23 protein-coding genes and 1 riboswitch are annotated in these 18,222 nt (G+C 36.3%); of the genes, 12 read left to right on the top strand and 11 right to left on the bottom strand.

Annotated elements, in window-relative coordinates; genetic code table 11:
* Nucleotides 1–65: 65 nt before the first annotated feature.
* Both fur and spoIIM read right to left on the bottom strand, forming a co-directional pair.
* Complete coding sequence (gene fur, locus MKO96_RS10385) at nucleotides 66–521, bottom strand: ferric iron uptake transcriptional regulator (RefSeq protein WP_000392657.1); 456 nt, start codon at nucleotides 519–521, stop codon at nucleotides 66–68.
* Between the two features lie 106 nt (nucleotides 522–627).
* On the bottom strand, nucleotides 628–1,245 hold the full coding sequence (spoIIM, locus tag MKO96_RS10380) for a stage II sporulation protein M (RefSeq protein WP_226544967.1): 618 nt from the start codon (nucleotides 1,243–1,245) through the stop codon (nucleotides 628–630).
* Nucleotides 1,246–1,400: 155 nt separating this feature from the next.
* Here spoIIM and MKO96_RS10375 point away from each other — a divergent pair, with 155 nt between their 5' ends.
* Complete coding sequence (locus MKO96_RS10375; protein WP_240587445.1) at nucleotides 1,401–1,952, top strand: GNAT family N-acetyltransferase; 552 nt, start codon at nucleotides 1,401–1,403, stop codon at nucleotides 1,950–1,952.
* A gap of 24 nt (nucleotides 1,953–1,976) precedes the next feature.
* Here the strand turns inward: MKO96_RS10375 and MKO96_RS10370 are convergent, their stop codons facing one another.
* Nucleotides 1,977–2,516: an NUDIX domain-containing protein gene (locus tag MKO96_RS10370; RefSeq protein ID WP_000067040.1), complete on the bottom strand. Its 540-nt coding sequence runs from the start codon at nucleotides 2,514–2,516 to the stop codon at nucleotides 1,977–1,979.
* A gap of 74 nt (nucleotides 2,517–2,590) precedes the next feature.
* Here MKO96_RS10370 and mciZ point away from each other — a divergent pair, with 74 nt between their 5' ends.
* The gene (gene mciZ, locus MKO96_RS10365; protein ID WP_000870295.1) at nucleotides 2,591–2,719 is read left to right on the top strand and encodes a Z-ring formation inhibitor MciZ; all 129 of its coding nucleotides are present in this window, start codon (nucleotides 2,591–2,593) and stop codon (nucleotides 2,717–2,719) included.
* A gap of 53 nt (nucleotides 2,720–2,772) precedes the next feature.
* Nucleotides 2,773–3,687, top strand: a complete 915-nt coding sequence (lolS, locus tag MKO96_RS10360) for an aldo/keto reductase (RefSeq protein ID WP_240587444.1) — start codon at nucleotides 2,773–2,775, stop codon at nucleotides 3,685–3,687.
* Nucleotides 3,688–3,716: 29 nt separating this feature from the next.
* Here the strand turns inward: lolS and MKO96_RS10355 are convergent, their stop codons facing one another.
* From MKO96_RS10355 to MKO96_RS10345, 3 genes are all read right to left on the bottom strand, one after another.
* Nucleotides 3,717–4,544: an aldo/keto reductase gene (locus MKO96_RS10355; protein ID WP_240587443.1), complete on the bottom strand. Its 828-nt coding sequence runs from the start codon at nucleotides 4,542–4,544 to the stop codon at nucleotides 3,717–3,719.
* Nucleotides 4,545–4,665: 121 nt separating this feature from the next.
* Complete coding sequence (locus MKO96_RS10350; RefSeq protein ID WP_087981790.1) at nucleotides 4,666–5,190, bottom strand: GrpB family protein; 525 nt, start codon at nucleotides 5,188–5,190, stop codon at nucleotides 4,666–4,668.
* 68 nt (nucleotides 5,191–5,258) lie between these two features.
* A complete protein-coding gene (locus MKO96_RS10345) occupies nucleotides 5,259–5,522 on the bottom strand; it encodes a YqkE family protein (protein WP_087981791.1) in 264 nt (87 codons plus the stop codon).
* A gap of 201 nt (nucleotides 5,523–5,723) precedes the next feature.
* On the opposite strand from MKO96_RS10345, the gene MKO96_RS10340 reads away from it, so the two are divergent.
* Entirely contained in the window at nucleotides 5,724–7,313 is a 1,590-nt protein-coding gene (locus tag MKO96_RS10340; protein ID WP_240587442.1) for a bifunctional metallophosphatase/5'-nucleotidase, read from the top strand.
* A 127-nt stretch (nucleotides 7,314–7,440) separates the two neighbouring features.
* Here the strand turns inward: MKO96_RS10340 and MKO96_RS10335 are convergent, their stop codons facing one another.
* A complete protein-coding gene (locus tag MKO96_RS10335; RefSeq protein ID WP_060488345.1) occupies nucleotides 7,441–7,917 on the bottom strand; it encodes a ribbon-helix-helix domain-containing protein in 477 nt (158 codons plus the stop codon).
* 121 nt (nucleotides 7,918–8,038) lie between these two features.
* Between MKO96_RS10335 and MKO96_RS10330 the strand changes: the two genes are divergently transcribed.
* Nucleotides 8,039–9,037 carry an alpha/beta fold hydrolase gene (locus MKO96_RS10330; protein ID WP_240587441.1) on the top strand — a complete coding sequence of 333 codons (999 nt, stop codon included), beginning with the start codon at nucleotides 8,039–8,041 and terminating at the stop codon, nucleotides 9,035–9,037.
* 131 nt (nucleotides 9,038–9,168) lie between these two features.
* Nucleotides 9,169–10,488 carry a Na+/H+ antiporter family protein gene (locus MKO96_RS10325; RefSeq protein WP_240587440.1) on the top strand — a complete coding sequence of 440 codons (1,320 nt, stop codon included), beginning with the start codon at nucleotides 9,169–9,171 and terminating at the stop codon, nucleotides 10,486–10,488.
* 23 nt (nucleotides 10,489–10,511) lie between these two features.
* Here the strand turns inward: MKO96_RS10325 and MKO96_RS10320 are convergent, their stop codons facing one another.
* Complete coding sequence (locus MKO96_RS10320) at nucleotides 10,512–11,375, bottom strand: LacI family DNA-binding transcriptional regulator (protein WP_240587439.1); 864 nt, start codon at nucleotides 11,373–11,375, stop codon at nucleotides 10,512–10,514.
* 99 nt (nucleotides 11,376–11,474) lie between these two features.
* Complete coding sequence (locus MKO96_RS10315) at nucleotides 11,475–11,957, bottom strand: GNAT family N-acetyltransferase (RefSeq protein ID WP_240587438.1); 483 nt, start codon at nucleotides 11,955–11,957, stop codon at nucleotides 11,475–11,477.
* Nucleotides 11,958–12,038: 81 nt separating this feature from the next.
* Here MKO96_RS10315 and MKO96_RS10310 point away from each other — a divergent pair, with 81 nt between their 5' ends.
* The gene (locus tag MKO96_RS10310) at nucleotides 12,039–12,962 is read left to right on the top strand and encodes an alpha/beta hydrolase (protein ID WP_240587437.1); all 924 of its coding nucleotides are present in this window, start codon (nucleotides 12,039–12,041) and stop codon (nucleotides 12,960–12,962) included.
* A gap of 10 nt (nucleotides 12,963–12,972) precedes the next feature.
* Here the strand turns inward: MKO96_RS10310 and MKO96_RS10305 are convergent, their stop codons facing one another.
* Nucleotides 12,973–13,218: a DUF2552 family protein gene (locus MKO96_RS10305; protein ID WP_000360793.1), complete on the bottom strand. Its 246-nt coding sequence runs from the start codon at nucleotides 13,216–13,218 to the stop codon at nucleotides 12,973–12,975.
* Between the two features lie 287 nt (nucleotides 13,219–13,505).
* On the opposite strand from MKO96_RS10305, the gene MKO96_RS10300 reads away from it, so the two are divergent.
* The 5 genes from MKO96_RS10300 (at nucleotide 13,506) to ribH (ending at nucleotide 17,779) form a co-directional block, all read left to right on the top strand.
* Nucleotides 13,506–13,712, top strand: a complete 207-nt coding sequence (locus tag MKO96_RS10300; RefSeq protein WP_001151582.1) for a CDGSH iron-sulfur domain-containing protein — start codon at nucleotides 13,506–13,508, stop codon at nucleotides 13,710–13,712.
* 189 nt (nucleotides 13,713–13,901) lie between these two features.
* A riboswitch (FMN riboswitch) is annotated at nucleotides 13,902–14,045 on the top strand.
* Between the two features lie 309 nt (nucleotides 14,046–14,354).
* The gene (gene ribD / locus MKO96_RS10295) at nucleotides 14,355–15,467 is read left to right on the top strand and encodes a bifunctional diaminohydroxyphosphoribosylaminopyrimidine deaminase/5-amino-6-(5-phosphoribosylamino)uracil reductase RibD (protein ID WP_240587436.1); all 1,113 of its coding nucleotides are present in this window, start codon (nucleotides 14,355–14,357) and stop codon (nucleotides 15,465–15,467) included.
* Nucleotides 15,449–16,093, top strand: a complete 645-nt coding sequence (gene ribE, locus MKO96_RS10290) for a riboflavin synthase subunit alpha (RefSeq protein WP_098092728.1) — start codon at nucleotides 15,449–15,451, stop codon at nucleotides 16,091–16,093. The genes ribD and ribE overlap by 19 nt, the downstream gene beginning before the upstream one ends.
* 12 nt (nucleotides 16,094–16,105) lie before the next feature.
* Nucleotides 16,106–17,299 carry a bifunctional 3,4-dihydroxy-2-butanone 4-phosphate synthase/GTP cyclohydrolase II gene (gene ribBA, locus MKO96_RS10285; protein ID WP_240587435.1) on the top strand — a complete coding sequence of 398 codons (1,194 nt, stop codon included), beginning with the start codon at nucleotides 16,106–16,108 and terminating at the stop codon, nucleotides 17,297–17,299.
* Nucleotides 17,300–17,317: 18 nt separating this feature from the next.
* Nucleotides 17,318–17,779, top strand: coding sequence for a 6,7-dimethyl-8-ribityllumazine synthase (gene ribH, locus MKO96_RS10280; RefSeq protein WP_000230900.1), 462 nt, complete (start codon nucleotides 17,318–17,320; stop codon nucleotides 17,777–17,779).
* Between the two features lie 29 nt (nucleotides 17,780–17,808).
* On the opposite strand, the gene MKO96_RS10275 is transcribed toward ribH, so the two are convergent.
* Complete coding sequence (locus MKO96_RS10275; protein WP_000549786.1) at nucleotides 17,809–18,129, bottom strand: hypothetical protein; 321 nt, start codon at nucleotides 18,127–18,129, stop codon at nucleotides 17,809–17,811.
* Nucleotides 18,130–18,222 lie beyond the last annotated feature (93 nt).

Below are 18,222 nucleotides of genomic sequence, written 5' to 3'. Positions count from 1 at the left end.
CCAAGCTTTCACCAATTTATACCTTATTCAAATAAAAAACCTCTTCCTAGATAAATAGGAAAAGGTTATTTTTCATCCGTTTCATTTTCTTGACAATTTTTACAAATCCCATGGAATGTTAAACGATGATCTTTCACCTTAAAGCTCCAGTCACGTTCTACTTTCCTTTCCACTTCACCAAGTAAATCTTCTTGTATTTCTTGTACAGCACCACATTGTGTACAAATCAAATGATGGTGAAAACGCTGCGCACCTTCTTGGCGTAAGTCATAGCGTGAAACACCGTCTCCGAAGTTAATCTTATCGACAACTTTTAACTCAGATAATAGTTCTAAAGTTCGATAGACGGTTGCTAATCCGATCTCTGGCGACTTTTCTTTTACAAGGAGGTAAACATCTTCTGCGCTTAAATGATCTTCTTCATTTTCTAGCAGCACACGAACTGTTGCTTCACGTTGCGGTGTTAATTTGTAGCTCGCTGCATGTAATTGCTTCTTAATTCGTTCAATTCTTTCTTCCATTCGGTACTACTCCCTCCTCGCCACTCTTACACCATTATATCAGAAGAAGGGCTTCTGTCAAAAGAAAAACAATAAAAACAAATTGATAATTATTCTCAAAAAGTATTTATTGTTTATTAATAGCCTCAACGACTTCTTTCATTAAAACTGGTGATGCATAAGCTTCTACACTAGAAGCAAGAGCTAACACCGCTCCAATTACAAGAAAGAAGCATGTATAACGAATTAATAATGGTAATAATGGCTCGGTTATTTTCCGGATAAATTGATGCCTAATCATGCGTAAGGAAAAGCTTGCGGCAATTGTTGTCATAACGAGAAATACTGGAATAATAATGAGGTTTTGTGGCAATACAGAAACGAATGCTAATAATAATCCATTCCATCCATGCTGACTGACTAAAAAACCTACTGTAAATCCGACAACTACTCCTTTTACAAATAATAAAATAAAAATAAGTGGCAATCCAATAATCGAAATCCCCAAAATCCAAATAAATCCAATGTATTTTAATTGCGAAAAGTAACTTTCTCGAAACATTTCGCTCGCAATAGCAAATTCTCCTTTAGAAACTTGTCCAAAAAAACGTTGTAAATAAAATGATAAATCTTGTTTTTGATTTAATTGTAAACTATTTACAAGAATAGCCCCAAATATTACTCCCATCAATAATAAAACAGCGTTAAATATATATAATGAAGAGTTTTCCTGTATGTGAGACATTACACGGTCTTGCCAAGTTTTTCTCCACATTTTTCTTCCCTCCGTTCACACTCTTACTAAAAATGTATGAAAGAAAGAAAAAAGTATGACGAATTAACATTGAAATTCCGCTCTACTTTGCTAAACTAAAAAGTAGAGAATAGGAGGGATTTCTCTTGAAACCATTATTATTAGATTTTCCAACATTATTTCAAACTGAACGCTTACAAGTTCGTAAGCCATTTCCAGGTGATGGTACAGAAGTGTATGAAGCAATCCAAGCTTCTCTAGAAGACTTAGTACCGTGGATGCCAATTAACGCTGAAACAGAAGAAAGTGCTGAAGAAATCGTTCGTAACGCTCACGGGCAGTTTTTACTTCGTGAAACACTTGATTTTCACTTATACGATAAAGTATCTGGTACATTCATCGGAGCTATAACGCTCAAGCCTGAAAACTGGGATATTCCAAAGTTTTCACTTCACTTCTGGCTGCATAGCGCTTATACAAAACAAGGCTATATGACTGAAGCCATTAAAGGTGCCATTCAATTTGCCTTTGATAAGCTAAGTGCTAGAAGAATTGAAATTCGTACTGATGCAACAAATGCAAATGCATGTAACCTAGCAGAACGTTTAGAATTTATTCTAGAAGGTACAATGGAAAATGATTTCATAGCACCAGATGGTAGCTTACGTGATGCACGCGTATACGCAAAAATCAATTAAAAAACACTCGCCTTTGGCGAGTGTTTATTTTTGTAGTTGTAAATATTGTACTGCAAACATCGTCTTCGCATCATGAATACGAAGATCTTTCATAAGAATAATCGCTTCTTCTAACGATACTTCCATCAATTCCACAAATTCATCTTCATCTAACTCGGCTTTATTTTCTTTTTTCGTCAAACCTGTCGCTTTATATACATATAAAATTTCATCTGCAAATCCTGGAGATGTATAGAAAGAAGTAATAAGCTCCATATTTTCACACACATATCCTGTTTCCTCTTCTAATTCACGAACTGCTGTCACCTCAGGTTTTTCACCAGGTTCTAACTTGCCAGCCGGAATTTCTATAATCGCCTTTTCAAGCGCTTTACGATACTGCTCAACAAGCACGATTTTCCCCTCATCAGTAATAGCAATAATAGCAACTGCACCAGGGTGATTTACAATTTCACGTTTACTCATTGCTCCATTTGGTAATACTACATCATCAACACGAACTTTTATAACTCTACCATCAAAAATCGGCTCAGTTTTTACTGTTCTCTCTGCAAGATTACTCATACTACTTCATCTCCCTGTTCTATTTCCTATTCTTTCCTCATACATTTTACCACATTGAAAGGAGCGTGATAGAAATGAAAGTTTATATTTTACCAAATCGCGTCACTTTAGTCGGAAAAGCATGGCAAATCCGCCATAAACTAAAACAATATGGCAAAGAGTATACAACTGTACAAGAGTGGATTACAGCAAATAAAAAGTAAACGTTTGTCAACCTCTTTTCCCTTGCGTACAATAAAGGTAAGGAGGTTGACCTATGAAAAAACGTCAATTAGGAAACTCAGATTTGTTTGTGACAGAAATGGGACTTGGCTGTATGTCTCTCGGTACATCTGAAACAGAAGCTATGCGTATTATCGATGAAGCAATCGATTTAGGAATCAATTTTTTTGATACAGCGGATTTATATGATTATGGATTAAATGAAGAATTTGTTGGAAAAACATTAAAAGGGAAACGAGACCAAATTATTCTTACAACAAAAGTTGGAAATCGATGGACAGAAGAAAAAAACGGGTGGTCTTGGGATCCTTCTAAAAATTACATAAAGGCTGAAGTGAAAGAAAGTTTACGTAGACTTCAAACTGATTATATTGATCTTTATCAACTTCACGGCGGGACAATTGAAGATCCAATAGATGAAACAATTGAAGCCTTTGAAGAATTAAAAAAAGAAGGTATCATTCGCCATTACGGTATTTCTTCTATACGTCCAAATGTCATCCGTGAGTATGTAAAACGTTCCAATATCGTTAGTGTACTAATGGAATATAGCCTTTTAAATCGTCGCCCTGAAGAATGGTTCCCGCTTCTAAATGAACATCAAATTAGCATTATTGCTCGCGGGCCACTTGCAAAAGGAATTTTAACTGACAATAATGCAAGAAAGATAGAAAGAGTAAAAGAAAAGAATTACCTTTCTTATTCTTACGATGAATTATATGCGACACTCGCGAATGTAAAAGAAATAATCGGAGAAAGCTCTTTAACAGGAACAGCTATTCAATATTGCTTACATAACGAAACTGTTGCAGCTGTTATACCTGGTGCAAGCTCTATCCAACAATTGAAAGAGAATGCCCAGGCTAGTAAACAAACACAGTTAACAACAGCTCAATATATACAACTTCAGCAAATTGCTAAATGTGATACTTACGCTTTACATCGTTAAAAAGACGCTACCAGTATGGTAGCGTCTTTTTATAGCGTATCATATTTATCCGGATTCGTTCCTACATGTAAATTACGATTTAACGTATTAATTTGAGTCATCTCTTCTTCTGTTAGTGAAAAATCGAAGATAGAAAAATTCTTTTTAATACGTGATGGTGTAACAGATTTAGGAATCGTCACTACCCCGCTCTGAATATCCCATCTTAATATAACTTGTGCAGGTGTTTTTTCATATTTCGTAGCAATGGCCTGAATAATTGGGTTCTCGAATACTTCCCCGCCTCTCATTAATGGGCTCCATGCTTCCATTTGAATTTGCTCACCTTGACAGAAATTACGCAATTCAAATTGCGCTAACATCGGATGAAGTTCCACTTGGTTGACCATCGGCTTCACTTTACAATTTGGTAATAACAGTTCTAAATGATGTTTATGAAAATTTGAAACACCAATCGCGCGCACTTTACCTTCTTCATACAGTTTTTCTAGCGCTCGGTACGTGTCGACATACTTTCCTCTTATTGGCCAATGTATTAAATATAAATCTACATAGTCCATTTGTAATTTCTTTAAGCTTTTTTCAAACGCCTCAAGTGTTTCCTCGTATCCTTGATCGTCGTTCCAAACTTTTGTTGTAATAAATATGTCTTCTCTCGGAATCCCTGATTCACGAACCGCTTCTCCGACACCGCTTTCATTTTCATATACAGTTGCTGTATCAATCGAACGGTATCCAACTTCTAACGCTGTTTTTACTGCTTGTTTTACTTCGTCGCCTTCTTTCGCTTTATAAACGCCTAGACCAATCATCGGCATTTTTACGCCATTATGAAGTGTAGTTGTTGGAATGTGCACAGTCGTCTCCCTTTCATTCTTACATTTTTTATAAGCCACCACTTTATTTCAACAAGATTCAACCAAAAAGTCAAAACATATGTACAGTTTACATAATAATTTTATACACGAAAACGCAAACTCAATTATCCATATTTCCTTCTCTCCATTCTTTTGCTTTTTCATCAACACTACGCACGAACTCATTTTTTCCTTCCGTATATAACGTGCCATCATATGTATATTTTTCGGCTAATTCTTTTTTTAAGGTTGCATATGCCTCTGCTTCTTCACAATGAGCCATCATATAATCACGAAACGCTAAATGCCTTACTATCTCAGGATTTCCTTTTTCAAAAACGTGTAAGTGATACGAGCGTTTTTCCTCCGTTCCATGAATAAAATAACGACGTCTTGAAATACCATTTTCCCCTTTTACGATATAACCAAGCTCTTCAAAACGTTCATTCCAATGATCTACTCTGTCGATACTCTCTACTTCCATAATCATATCTATAATTGGTTTAGCTGCCAGTCCTGGTACTGATGTACTTCCAATATGATGGACTTTCACCATTTCTGGCATCGCCGATTTTAATCGTTCGGCCTCTATTTGAAATTTTTCATTCCAATGATTTTCATGCGGAACGACTACAATTTTTCTCATTAAAACTCCCCTTTTCTTACAAGCTCGTCAAAAAAATGATCAGCGGTATGCACTGATCATTTTTTATATTATTTAAAGTCTTTCCAAGTAAGGCTACTTTCACTTAAAAGTTCTTCAAATGATTTATTCTTTTCACGTTCTTTTTGTTCTCGGCGCTTTCTTTCCAGTTCAGCTGCCTCTTTTTCTTCTTCTCTCACTTGCAATTCTTTCTTCTTATTCTTTAATTGCTGCATGAGTGAATCATTTAATTGATCGCCTAATGTAAGCAACTCTTTCTCTGGATTATTCACTTGCGATTGTCTTTGCACTTGTCTTTGTTTCTTTTTCTTCATGCTACTCACCTTTTACTTTTTTCTCCATTATAGTAGATACACAATGAACTCGACAATAAAAAAGGTTCATTACTCTATTATTCACTTTTTGTAAATATGTTAATTTTTCGAAAAAACTAAATTTTTATATGGATATAATCCTATGAATCTATTAAAATTATGTCGTATGATGTCAGATTATAAAAAAAGGAGAAATGAATTATGTGGAAAAAAATCATTCCTGCTGTTGCCGTTTTAAGCACCATAACTTTTTCAAGCGTATTTGCCGCTCCCCCATCCCAGACTCCAGCTGAACAAAATCGCTACGTAGACGTACAAATGCTTGGTATTAATGATTTCCATGGACAACTAGATACGGTTAAAAAAATTAATAACAAAGAAGCCGGTGGCGCTGATTACTTAGCTACTTATTTAAAAGAACGGAAAAAGCAAAACCCGAATACACTTCTCGTACATGCGGGCGATATTGTCGGAGCTAGTCCACCAGTTTCAGCATTGTTACAAGACGAACCGACGATTGAATTTTTAAATGACTTAAAGTTTGATGTTGGTACAATCGGAAACCATGAATTTGATGAAGGTATCGATGAAATGAAACGCCTCATTTACGGTGGATATCACGAGAAAACAGGGAATTTCAAAGGTGCTAACTTCCCTTATGTCGCTGCTAACTTCTATAACAAGTCAACTGGTCGCTTATTTTTACCACCATTTACTGTAAAAATGGTAGATGGTGTTCCTGTAGGATTCATTGGCGTTGTTACAACTGATACACCAAATGTCGTGATGCCTACTATGCTTAAAAATGTACAAATCACTGACGAAGTAGAAGCAATTAATAAATCAACGCAACAATTAAAGCGTCTCGGTGTTAAATCCATCGTCGTCCTTGCCCATGTCGGCGGAACAACTGATGAGTCTGGCGTGACAAATGGAGACCTTACTCGAATTGCAAATGAAACGGATCCAGAAGTTGATGTTATTTTCGGTGGGCATAGTCACACGTATGTAAATGGTACTGTAAATAATAAACTAATCGTCCAAGCGAACTCTTATGGAACAGCTTTCTCAGACGTAGATGTAACAATTGATCGTAAAACAAAAGATATTGTAAAGAAAAAAGCTGAAGTCATCACAACATATCATGAAGGTGTGGAACCTGATAAACAAGTAAAACAAAAAATAGATCAATATAAAGAAAAAATTGCACCACTTGTAAATGAAGTTGTAGGAAAATCTACAGCACCTATCGACCGTAAACAAAATGATGCTGGTGAATCTACTCTTGGGAATGTAATTGCCGACGCACAGCGTCAAACGATGCAAGCTCAAATCGCACTTATGAATCCTGGTGGCATTCGTAATGACTTAGATGCTGGCGATATTACTTGGGGCGAATTATATGGCATTCAGCCTTTTGGAAATCAATTGATTAAAGTAGATTTAACAGGTCAAGATATTCGCGACATTTTAAATCAGCAATGGCAAAAAGGAACAACAAGAATGCTTCAAATTTCAGGTATTCAATATACGTGGGATGCAAATAAACCAAACGGTGAAAAGGTTACGAATATACGCTTAACAAATGGGGAAGAGTTATCTCCATCTAAAACGTATAACGTAGTTGCGAATGCTTTCTTAGCTTCTGGCGGTGACGGATTCGTGTCATTTAAAAATGGGAAGAATTCAGAAACTGGTCCAAACGACTTTGAAGCGCTAGTCGATTACGTAAAACAATTAAAAGAACCAATTCAGCCAGTTATTGATGGAAGAATTCAAAAGGTAAATTAAGTATTTCCCTAATATGCGATCCAGATTTTTATTGTAAAGGATACGCACTTATTACTTACTTAATCCACAATATTAGTAAAACCTAAAAAGGATACTCGTTCTTACAATGAACATAGTATCCTTTTCTTTAGTTATCAAAATGTGATGTTTTGTTAAAATCATATTGTTGTAAAAATTGTTGTAACGCCTCTTCTACAAGTTTAGATTTTTGAATTCCTTTCGCTTCTGATATAACGTCTAGTTTTGCTAATATTTCTTTATTAATAGAAAAGGTACGTTTCTTTTTCTCTGTACTTATACTCATAATAGGCACAATTACTTCTTCTCTCTTTCTTAATAACTCATAAATACTTTGTAATTGCTCATAAATTAATAATTGATAATCCGTTGTCGCATATTGAAGGGCTGTCGCTTCTTGGAGTTGTAAGTGACGCGGTTCTTCTCCATCTCCTACAAAAATACGTTTCTTCTGTTCTCCATCATATTCGTATCCAATCAATCGTAATTTCTTTGATAATGTATATGGGCTTATTTCAAGACGTTTTGCTATAATAGCGATGGATTCACGTCTATTTAAGCAATCTATAATTTCTCCAATCGTCACAATTTCCCTCCTCCCGTGTTGAAATGACACTAGTATGGTATGTTACAATGATTTTCTAACAGTATATGCAAAACGAATAGCCTGTGCGATTCATACGATTTCAGAAAAGGAGGTTTTCCATATGCTTTTTCGTAGCTATACCCCACAGTTTTATAATGAAAATAAACAACTCATTCCTAATAGTATTGCTACGATGGAAAGCGTTATGATTCATAATCGAAAACAAACTCTCCTTATGCGCGGGCAAAACATAGAGCAGCCAATTTTATTATGCTGTCATGGCGGACCTGGCATGGCACAAATTGGATTTATTCGTCATTTTCAAAAAGAATTGGAGAAACACTTCATCGTTATTAATTGGGATCAGCGCGGGGCAGGTAAATCCTTTTCAATGAAAGATTTCGGAGCAAATTTTACAATCGAACAATTCGTTTCCGATGCAAAAGAAGTGATTCAATATGTACTTAAAAAGTTCAATAAACAGAAACTATTTCTCGCAGGTCATTCTTGGGGAAGCATTATTGGGCTTAACATAGCACATCAATATCCACAGTATATCGAGGCTTACATCGGTATTGGGCAGATTGTACATATGAAACAAAACGAAGAATTGCTATATCAGCATTTAATTCGTTCTGCAAAAAAACATGATCATAAAAAAGCATTAGCGTCCCTTTTAAAATTAGGCAAACCACCATTTTTAGATACGAGACGCCTTATTATTCAAAGAAAGTGGCTTGGCACATTCGGCGGAGCAATCCAAAACGGATCTTCCTTTTCTTTCATACGAAAAGGCTTCTTTTCTCCTGAATATAAGCTATTAGATTGGTTCAAGTTTCTCGCAGGAAATTTAAAATCTGGCGTTTTATGGGAAGAAATGTTGACAATCGATTTCTTTTCTTCTATTTCAAGCTTATCTATTCCGGTTTATTTTTGTTCTGGTCGCTATGATTATCAAACTCCTTATGCTCTCGTTCAGGAATATTGTGATGTGATAGAAGCCCCCATAAAAAAAATGATTTGGTTCCCAAATTCAGCACATTCTCCTGATTTAGAAGAACCAGAATTATTCGCCAATTCTTTACAATCAATTAAACAAGAGCTAGCTTTTCAGCATTAGTGACAAAAGGCTCTTTTACATTTCATAGAAAACAATTTATAATAATATGTCGCAACTATGTATAAATATAGCAAAGTGCTTCATATTTACTTGCCTTAGCACAATAAAATTTTAGGGAGATTACATTTATTATGAATGCTGTACTCGTCGCAGTAGCAGTTATGCTATTGCTTAGTTTGTTACGTGTCCAGGTCATTGTCGCCATCATTGTTGGAGCTTTAACAGGCGGAATTATCGGTGGACTCGGTATTTCAGAAACTATTAACACTTTTACAATCGGCCTTGGAAACAGTGCTCCAATCGCTTTAAGTTATGCAATGCTTGGCGGTTTCGCTATTTCCCTTTCCAAAACAGGACTTCCAGATGCCATGATTCAAACTGCACTAAAATGGATTGGCAATGAACAAGACACGAAAAAACAAGTTTATTCTAAAATACTTATTTTATTCATCATTTTAACGATGGCTTGTTTCTCACAAAATGTGATTCCTGTTCATATCGCTTTCATCCCCATCTTAATTCCAGCACTTTTAAAAGTATTAAATGAGCTGAAAGTGGATCGCAGACTTGTTACATGTATTATTACATTCGGATTGATTACTCCTTATATGTGGATTCCAGCAGGGTTCGGAAAAATTTATCATGACGTATTGCAAACAAATGCTGCGCAAAGTGGTCTTACATTTGATGTCACACTTATTCCAAAAGCAATGACTATTCCAGCAATCGGTATGATTATTGGATTATGTGTAGCGGTATTCATTACGTACCGGAAACCTCGTACGTATGAAACGGAACAAGTTCATACTACCGCAAATGAAATCGTTCCCTATACAAAACGTAGCATTACTTTCGGATTATTATCTATCATAGCCACATTAACTGTTCAATTAGCAACAGAATCAATGATTTTCGGTGCTTTAGCAGGGATTATCGTCTTATCAGTAAGTGGTAGTCTACCTCTTAAAGAAGCAGATGCGATATTAACAAGCGGAATGCGCATGATGTCCTTTATCGGTTTTGTTATGATCGCTGCCGCCGGATTTGGCGCTGTTCTTCGAAAAACAGGACATGTTGAATCTCTTGTGCAAACAAGTGCACATATAATTGGAAATAACAAACCACTCGCTGCATTTCTTATGCTTGTGATTGGACTTCTCGTTACGATGGGAATTGGTTCATCCTTTTCAACCATCCCTATTTTAACAACTATTTTTGTACCCCTTTGCATGCAGCTCGGATTTAGTCCAATGGCCACAATTGCAATTATCGGTACAGCCGGAGCACTAGGCGATGCAGGATCACCAGCATCAGATAGTACACTCGGACCAACATCTGGTTTAAATGCTGATGGTCAACACCATCATATATGGGATACATGTGTACCAACTTTTCTGCATTATAATATACCGCTACTTATATTCGGATTTATTGCCGCAATTACATTATAAAAGGTGCGTTTTATACGCACCTTTTACTTTTTTATTTTTTCTTTTAATTGTTGTAAAGCTATTTTCCCATTTTCTTCGGCACAACTTTCAAATTTCATGAGTGACGGGCCTATCCATTCACTGTCTATGCTCCCGTTCGGTCCAATCATTTTCAACTTGTCCGGTATACGAATATTGAAATTTTTCGCTGCTTGAATTAACTCAAAAGTAACCTTTTCACTTGAAGTTACAATTCCATCTATATACGGGTAAGTTTGCAAGAATGTAATAAACTGTTTATTCGTATACCCTTGTACACATACTTCTCGATAAGAGATCCCTTCCTCCCAAACAGCGTCTAAAAATCCTGATATGTGCTCTTCCATTTCTTCACTATCTTCTCCCTCATCGAAATAAGCAAGAAATTGACAGCCTTTTTCTTTTAATAAAGAAACCGTTCTTTGTCCACTTTCATAATAATTTGCATCGGATTTTTTTTCATCAATCACAACAAACGGAAGTGGAATTTCTCCTATACTTTTAAAAACTGATTTTGTTAAAATAACACCTGCAACGTTATTTTCCTTCAACATATGTATGTATCTATCTTTATTCTCTATATTACAAACAATGATTTGATATCCTTCTTTATATGCTATTTCCTCAATACAATGTAGCAAAGTGATGTTTGATGGGTCATATAGATTATCTACAAGTAATGCAATTATCGTTGAATTCTCTTTAAATAATGGCTTTGCTGCACTATTTGGCCTATAACGTAATTCCTCAATTGCTTCCTTTACTTGTTTTACTGTGTCCTCATGAACGTATCCTTTTTCATTAATAACTCGTGAAACGGTTGCGACTGAAACACCTGCCAATTTTGCAACATCACGTATAGTTGCCACATCGTCACCCCTTAATATGGTAATAGATTACAATTTTACGGTAACCTAAATTACAATATTCGTCAAGGTTAATAACTTATATTTCTGAAAATTGTTACATCAATTTATTAAACGATACTCCAACTGTATTTCATGTAAAATTGGGATGTTATCATATCCGATACGCGGAATTTCTTTCTTTATTTTTCGTGCCTCTTCCACTGCATTCACATATAAATTAGTCATCACAAAATTACGTTTTTGGTAAAAACGTAACGCATTCATATTATCATTTGTTGTTATGAGCCAAACCCGCCCGCACCGTTCTTCTTCTGCAACTTGTAAAACACAATCTACAAGTTTCGTCCCTATTCCTTTTCTTTCTTCAAAGCTATCTAAAGATACAATTTCACACATATTTCCGATCAATTCATGCGTTATAATTCCAATTATTCTGTCATCTAAGAGCGCAACAAATCCTGACAACTCTTCTAACTGATGCCCCTTACCACGTGAAACCATCAATGAACTCCCCCAGTTCTCACACATGAACATTCGGATTGTTGCTTTCATTGCTGGCGTAATTTTTTGTATATACACCATTTCCTATTTCTCCCCTTTTATATCATTGTGATACAATGTAAGTGTATCACATGTAACGGTATTTGGAGGATGAGGTAAAGTATGAAACGTTTTTTTGCAGCATTGTTTACTATACTAGGTGCGATAACTGCCCTTGGGATTTTCTTTACAAATAAAGTGATGTACTTAAAGAAAAAAACAGAGGAAGAAGTACTCGAAAGAGAAACGAAAAAACATTTTCGTTTAGAGGATTTTGATGCTCTTCATAAAGAAGAAATTCATATTCCTTCGCAATTCGGATATGATCTTCACGGATATTACATCCCTGCTGGTCAATCCAATAAGTTTATGATTTTTTGTCACGGCGTAACTGTAAATAAAATGAACTCTGTAAAATATGCAAGGTTATTTTTAAACAGAGGATATAATGTCGTTATTTATGATCATCGTCGTCATGGTAAAACTGGCGGAAAAACAACAAGCTATGGATACTATGAAAAACATGATTTAAAATCTGTAGTTGACTGGCTAAAAAGTCGCTTTGGAACAAATATAACACTCGGTATTCATGGTGAATCTATGGGAGCTGCAACACTTCTTCAATACGCAGGACTTGTAGAAGATGGTGCTGATTTCTATATTGCAGATTGTCCTTTTTCTGATTTCTACGGACAATTACAACACCGTTTAAAGGTTGAATTCCATTTACCTAAATGGCCTTTATTACCTTTAGCAAATGCTTTTTTAAAAGTGCGTGACGGTTATACGATTCGCGAAGTTTCACCAATCGATTGTATAAAAAATATTAACAATCCCATCCTCTTTATTCATAGTAAAGACGATGATTATATTTTAGCTGATATGACGAAAGCACTATATGAAGCAAAAGAAAACAATAAACAACTTTATATTGCAGAACGCGGTGCACACGCTTGCTCTTATAACGAAAATAAAGAAGAGTATGAAGCAGCCGTTGATCAATTTTTAAACTCATATGTAAAAGAAGCAAAAAACAGGCTTGCATAAGCCTGTTTTTTTATTGCGCTAAAACGTCTGTAACTTGTTCCATATTTTCAGAAATCCATTGCATTGCATCGTCTAACGTTGGAAATTCTGTCGTTTGAAATGTTACTTCATCTTGAAGTAACCAAACATCCTTTGCCTCTTGCCCTACACCTGCAATGGACCAATGTAACAAACTATATGGATGATTATCATTCAAAAATGATGCCCACGTGCGCTCATTTGCAATGTTTCGTAATGTATGTAATTGTTTATCCATCTCTCGTCACCTTACTCTAGTCAGTTATAAAAAACATTATAACACTCTCTTCTCTCCCAAAGAAAGTGCTCATTTTACCCCGCATTAACGGGCAGTAAAACTCCCACCTCAAAACTCAGCTAAAACAAAGAAGTTAGGTGGGAGATTAACTGCCCCTAAAAGCCCGATTGGTTCAACTAATAATTAGTGGGGGATACCTCCCCCACTAATTAAAGTTTCACTTTATATTGTCAAGTACTTCTCTTAATTATATGATGAAATTAAGCGTTTGGGAAGGAGGGATAGCGTTGGCGAAAGTACAAATTAAAGTAAATGATAATGGCTCTTTTCGCGTTACAGGGGACGTGGAATTAGTCGATTCACAAGGGAATGTATTCCCAGCAAAACCGGCATTTTCTTTATGCCGTTGTGGTTTATCAAAAAATATGCCTTATTGCGATGCTTCGCATAAAGGGAAATTCGAGTCTGTCGTTAGAGCACCAGAGGCAGAATAATTTTACATGTGACATGCACATTTTTTTGTGCATGTTTTTTCTTTTCATTAACTCTCGTCCCCCCTTTTCCTTACAACATTTCTCATACTTTTGTCCTCATTCCAACTTACATGTATTTTCACACAATTCTTCACATTCGAATATTTTTTTCTAGCCTTTTATTTTTTTTGTGCTATAATTTGAGCAAACAACATCCTTCGGGGTCGGGTGAAATTCCCAACCGGCGGTGATGAAGTGCAAACTTCTAAGTCCGTGACCCGTTTTCAACTCGAAAACGGTGGATCTAGTGAAACTCTAGGGCCGACAGTATAGTCTGGATGGGAGAAGGATATGTTTTCTAGTAATTTTATATAGCGAATACACTTTTATTTCAGTATGCATATTTTTGAAGTTTCGTTTTGAATCTTTATATATGTTTTATTTTGTATACTTATGTTTCTATACTGAAATAAAAAGATACGACTAGCGTTTGAAAAATTCGATATTTTGCTAGGTTTTTTCCTTATGCAAAAATATCAATCATCGTTAGGTTTCTTTCCTATACTTTCGTATTCGAACTATATTTCTAGAAATCACGTCTCCCAAACCCCAAGGATATAAAATCCTTGGGGTTTTTTGATTTTTTCAGGAGAGGTGAAGAGAATGACAGATCAAGAATATATGAGGATTGCCCTACAGTTAGCAGAAGGAACATCCGGACAAACAAGTCCAAATCCTATGGTTGGTGCTGTTGTTGTAAAAGATGGAAACATCGTCGGTATTGGCGCTCATTTACGTGCTGGTGAAGAACACGCAGAAGTTCACGCGCTTCATATGGCTAGCGAAAAAGCAAAAGGAGCTACCGTTTATGTAACACTTGAACCGTGTAGCCATTTTGGAAAAACACCACCTTGCTGTGAATTGCTCATCAAAAAAGGAGTCAAACGGGTTGTAATTGCTACTCTTGATTGCAATCCTCTCGTTTCTGGTAATGGAAAAAGGAGATTAGAAGAAGCTGGCATCGAAGTAACTACCGGTGTTCTTGAAGCAGAAGCCACCTTATTAAATCGTTTCTTTTTTCACTACATGAAAACGAAACGTCCATTTGTAACAATAAAAACAGCGATGAGCTTAGATGGGAAAACAGCAACTGTCACTGGTGAAAGTAAGTGGATTACAGGTGAAGAAGCACGAGCTGATGTTCACCAATATCGCCATACACATGATGCAATTCTCGTTGGAGTAAATACAGTTATAGCTGATAATCCGCATTTAACGACAAGAATTCCTAACGGGGGTAAACATCCTATACGCGTCATTTTAGATACCCATTTACGAACACCACCATCTTCTCATGTCATAACAGATGGTTTAGCACCGACATGGATTTTTGTCGGTAAGGATGTAAATAAAGAGAAAATAGCTTCTTATGAATCTGAAAATATAGCTATATTCCAAATGAAAACAAAACATATAGAAATCAAGGACCTCCTTTTCTTTCTTGGAGAGAAGCAAATTCTTTCTCTATTCGTTGAAGGTGGTCAAACAATTCATGCAAGCTTCTTACAAACAAAGCATCTCAATGAAATTGTAACTTATATAAGCCCAAAATTAATTGGTGGGAAAGATGCCCCTACTTTATTTGGTGGAAATGGTTTCGCAGCATTGCAAGATGCACTTTCCTTGGAAATTCAAGAGATGAAACAAGTTGGCAATGATATCAAAATCATTGCCAATGCCCAAAGTGAGGTGACGGAATGTTTACAGGAATTGTAGAAGAATTAGGAACGATTGCAAACATGCAACAAAGCGGAGAAGCGATGAAGTTAACGATCCATGCAAATAATATTTTATCAGATGTTCACTTAGGTGATAGTATCGCGGTTAACGGTATTTGCTTAACTGTAACGAGTTTCACAACAACTTCATTCACAGTGGACGCAATGCCTGAAACGATGCAATCAACATCACTTCGCATGCTTAAACCCCGCTCTAAAGTAAATTTAGAGCGGGCGATGGCTGCAAACGGAAGATTCGGTGGACATTTCGTTTCAGGACATATTGATGGCATTGGAACGATATTAAACAAAAAACAACACTATAATGCCGTCTATTACAAAATAGCTATTGCTGATGAATTGCTGCGCTATTGTTTGCATAAAGGCTCCGTTGCTGTTGATGGAACGAGTTTAACAATATTTGATATAGATGAATCTTCCATCACAATCTCACTCATCCCGCACACAGTAAGTGAATCTGTTATCGGAGAAAAGAATGCTGGTGACATCGTAAACATTGAGTGTGACATGATCGGTAAATATATCGAACGCTTTATTTCTAAACCTGTAAAACGAACAGGTTCAATGAGCGAAAGCTTTTTACAAGAAAACGGATTTCTATAAGGGGGAAGCATTATGTTTCATCGTATTGAAGAAGCTCTAGAAGATTTAAAACAAGGAAAAGTCGTTATCGTATGCGATGATGAAAACCGTGAAAATGAAGGCGACTTTATCGCTTTAGCAGAGTATATTACGCCAGAAACGATTAACTTTATGATTACACACGGGCGTGGTCTCGTTTGTGTACCGATTACGGAAGAATACGCAGAACGTCTACAATTAGAACCAATGGTAGCTCATAATACAGATTCGCATCATACTGCATTTACGGTGAGCATTGATCATGTTTCTACAACAACAGGAATTAGCGCTCACGAACGGGCAACTACAATACAAGAATTATTAAAGCCTGCATCAAAAGGTGCTGATTTCAATCGTCCTGGACATATCTTTCCATTAATCGCGAAAGAAGGCGGTGTCCTACGCCGAGCTGGTCATACAGAAGCTGCTGTCGATTTAGCCAGACTTTGCGGAGCAGAACCAGCTGGAGTCATTTGCGAGATTATCAATGGGGACGGTACGATGGCACGCGTACCCGATTTGCTACAGTGTGCAAAACAATTTGATATAAAAATGATTACAATAGAAGATTTAATTGCTTATCGCCGCCACCATGAAACATTAGTGACGCGAGAAGTGGAAATTACATTACCTACAGATTTCGGTACTTTCCATGCAATTGGCTATTCTAATTCATTAGATACGAAAGAACATATCGCACTCGTAAAAGGTGATATTTCAACAGGAGAGCCTGTACTTGTACGCGTTCATTCAGAGTGCTTAACAGGAGATGTATTTGGCTCCTGCCGCTGTGATTGCGGACCACAACTCCATGCTGCACTTGCTCAAATTGAGCGTGAAGGAAAAGGCGTTCTTCTCTATATGAGACAAGAAGGACGAGGCATTGGCCTTCTTAATAAGCTTCGCGCTTATAAGTTACAAGAAGAAGGCTTCGATACTGTAGAAGCAAACGAAAAACTTGGGTTCCCAGCTGATTTGCGTGATTACGGTATTGGTGCTCAAATTTTAAAAGATTTAGGTTTACAACATTTACGATTATTAACGAATAATCCACGAAAAATTGCTGACTTACAAGGTTACGATTTAGAAGTAATCGAGCGTGTACCATTGCAAATGCCAACAAAAGAAGAGAATAAAACGTATTTACAAACGAAAGTAAACAAATTAGGACATTTACTAAACTTATAATTAAGGGAGAGATTTATTATGGTATTCGAAGGTCATTTAGTTGGTACAGGATTAAAAGTTGGGGTTGTTGTTGGACGTTTTAATGAATTTATTACAAGTAAGTTACTCGGCGGAGCTTTAGATGGATTAAAGCGTCACGGTGTAGAAGAGACTGATATCGATGTTGCTTGGGTTCCTGGCGCATTCGAAATTCCTTTAATCGCTAAAAAGATGGCTAATAGCGGAAAGTATGATGCTGTAATTACGTTAGGTACTGTAATTCGTGGTGCTACAACACATTACGATTACGTTTGTAATGAAGTAGCAAAAGGAGTTGCATCTTTATCACTACAAACAGACATCCCAGTTATTTTCGGTGTATTAACGACTGAAACGATCGAGCAAGCGATTGAACGCGCGGGCACGAAAGCAGGTAATAAAGGCTATGAATCTGCCGTTGCTGCGATTGAAATGGCTCATTTATCAAAACAATGGGCATAAAAAATAAAAAAGAGGCTGCGGCCTCTTTTTTATTTTTTTACTTTTTTCCGTACATCTTTTATTAATTCATCCATTGTTTTTCCTTCTGTTTGTATACGAAGCGTTTGTGCTGTTCTCCATACATTCTCTCTTTTCTTCGCTTCTTCTATAATAGTAATTTCTTTTCGCACTTCCTTTAAATCTTTCCCTTCTGTTTTCAATCCAAAATGTTCAGCTTTCGTTCGAAAATGTTGTTCAATTCGTTGTTGCATTTCTTTTTGTTCAGGATTTTCGGTAGCCTTAACTGGATCAGCACTTATTGCTTTTAGTAAAATTAGACAAGTCATAATCGCTAATATATATTTGTGCATGTAAAATCCTCCAACCCAATATAAATTACATATTTACTATGTACAATTGGGGCTTGGAAAATTCGTCCACCAAAACTCTTTTTTCCGCTCAAA

The organism is Bacillus sp. ES1-5 (assembly GCF_022487605.1).
Classification (GTDB): Bacteria; Bacillota; Bacilli; order Bacillales; family Bacillaceae_G; genus Bacillus_A; species Bacillus_A wiedmannii.
This window is presented reverse-complemented; position numbering and strand designations above follow the sequence as displayed.

What these genes read in the sequence shown, in the direction of transcription:
- fur (WP_000392657.1), bottom strand. Translation starts at nt 521, where the DNA reads ATGGAAGAAAGAATTGAACGAATTAAGAAGCAATTACATGCAGCGAGC.
- spoIIM (WP_226544967.1), bottom strand. Translation starts at nt 1,245, where the DNA reads ATGTCTCACATACAGGAAAACTCTTCATTATATATATTTAACGCTGTT.
- MKO96_RS10370 (WP_000067040.1), bottom strand. Translation starts at nt 2,516, where the DNA reads ATGAGTAATCTTGCAGAGAGAACAGTAAAAACTGAGCCGATTTTTGAT.
- mciZ (WP_000870295.1), top strand. Translation starts at nt 2,591, where the DNA reads ATGAAAGTTTATATTTTACCAAATCGCGTCACTTTAGTCGGAAAAGCA.
- lolS (WP_240587444.1), top strand. Translation starts at nt 2,773, where the DNA reads ATGAAAAAACGTCAATTAGGAAACTCAGATTTGTTTGTGACAGAAATG.
- MKO96_RS10350 (WP_087981790.1), bottom strand. Translation starts at nt 5,190, where the DNA reads ATGAGAAAAATTGTAGTCGTTCCGCATGAAAATCATTGGAATGAAAAA.
- MKO96_RS10345 (WP_087981791.1), bottom strand. Translation starts at nt 5,522, where the DNA reads ATGAAGAAAAAGAAACAAAGACAAGTGCAAAGACAATCGCAAGTGAAT.
- MKO96_RS10340 (WP_240587442.1), top strand. Translation starts at nt 5,724, where the DNA reads ATGTGGAAAAAAATCATTCCTGCTGTTGCCGTTTTAAGCACCATAACT.
- MKO96_RS10330 (WP_240587441.1), top strand. Translation starts at nt 8,039, where the DNA reads ATGCTTTTTCGTAGCTATACCCCACAGTTTTATAATGAAAATAAACAA.
- MKO96_RS10325 (WP_240587440.1), top strand. Translation starts at nt 9,169, where the DNA reads ATGAATGCTGTACTCGTCGCAGTAGCAGTTATGCTATTGCTTAGTTTG.
- MKO96_RS10315 (WP_240587438.1), bottom strand. Translation starts at nt 11,957, where the DNA reads ATGGTGTATATACAAAAAATTACGCCAGCAATGAAAGCAACAATCCGA.
- MKO96_RS10310 (WP_240587437.1), top strand. Translation starts at nt 12,039, where the DNA reads ATGAAACGTTTTTTTGCAGCATTGTTTACTATACTAGGTGCGATAACT.
- MKO96_RS10305 (WP_000360793.1), bottom strand. Translation starts at nt 13,218, where the DNA reads ATGGATAAACAATTACATACATTACGAAACATTGCAAATGAGCGCACG.
- ribD (WP_240587436.1), top strand. Translation starts at nt 14,355, where the DNA reads ATGACAGATCAAGAATATATGAGGATTGCCCTACAGTTAGCAGAAGGA.
- ribE (WP_098092728.1), top strand. Translation starts at nt 15,449, where the DNA reads ATGTTTACAGGAATTGTAGAAGAATTAGGAACGATTGCAAACATGCAA.
- ribBA (WP_240587435.1), top strand. Translation starts at nt 16,106, where the DNA reads ATGTTTCATCGTATTGAAGAAGCTCTAGAAGATTTAAAACAAGGAAAA.
- ribH (WP_000230900.1), top strand. Translation starts at nt 17,318, where the DNA reads ATGGTATTCGAAGGTCATTTAGTTGGTACAGGATTAAAAGTTGGGGTT.
- MKO96_RS10275 (WP_000549786.1), bottom strand. Translation starts at nt 18,129, where the DNA reads ATGCACAAATATATATTAGCGATTATGACTTGTCTAATTTTACTAAAA.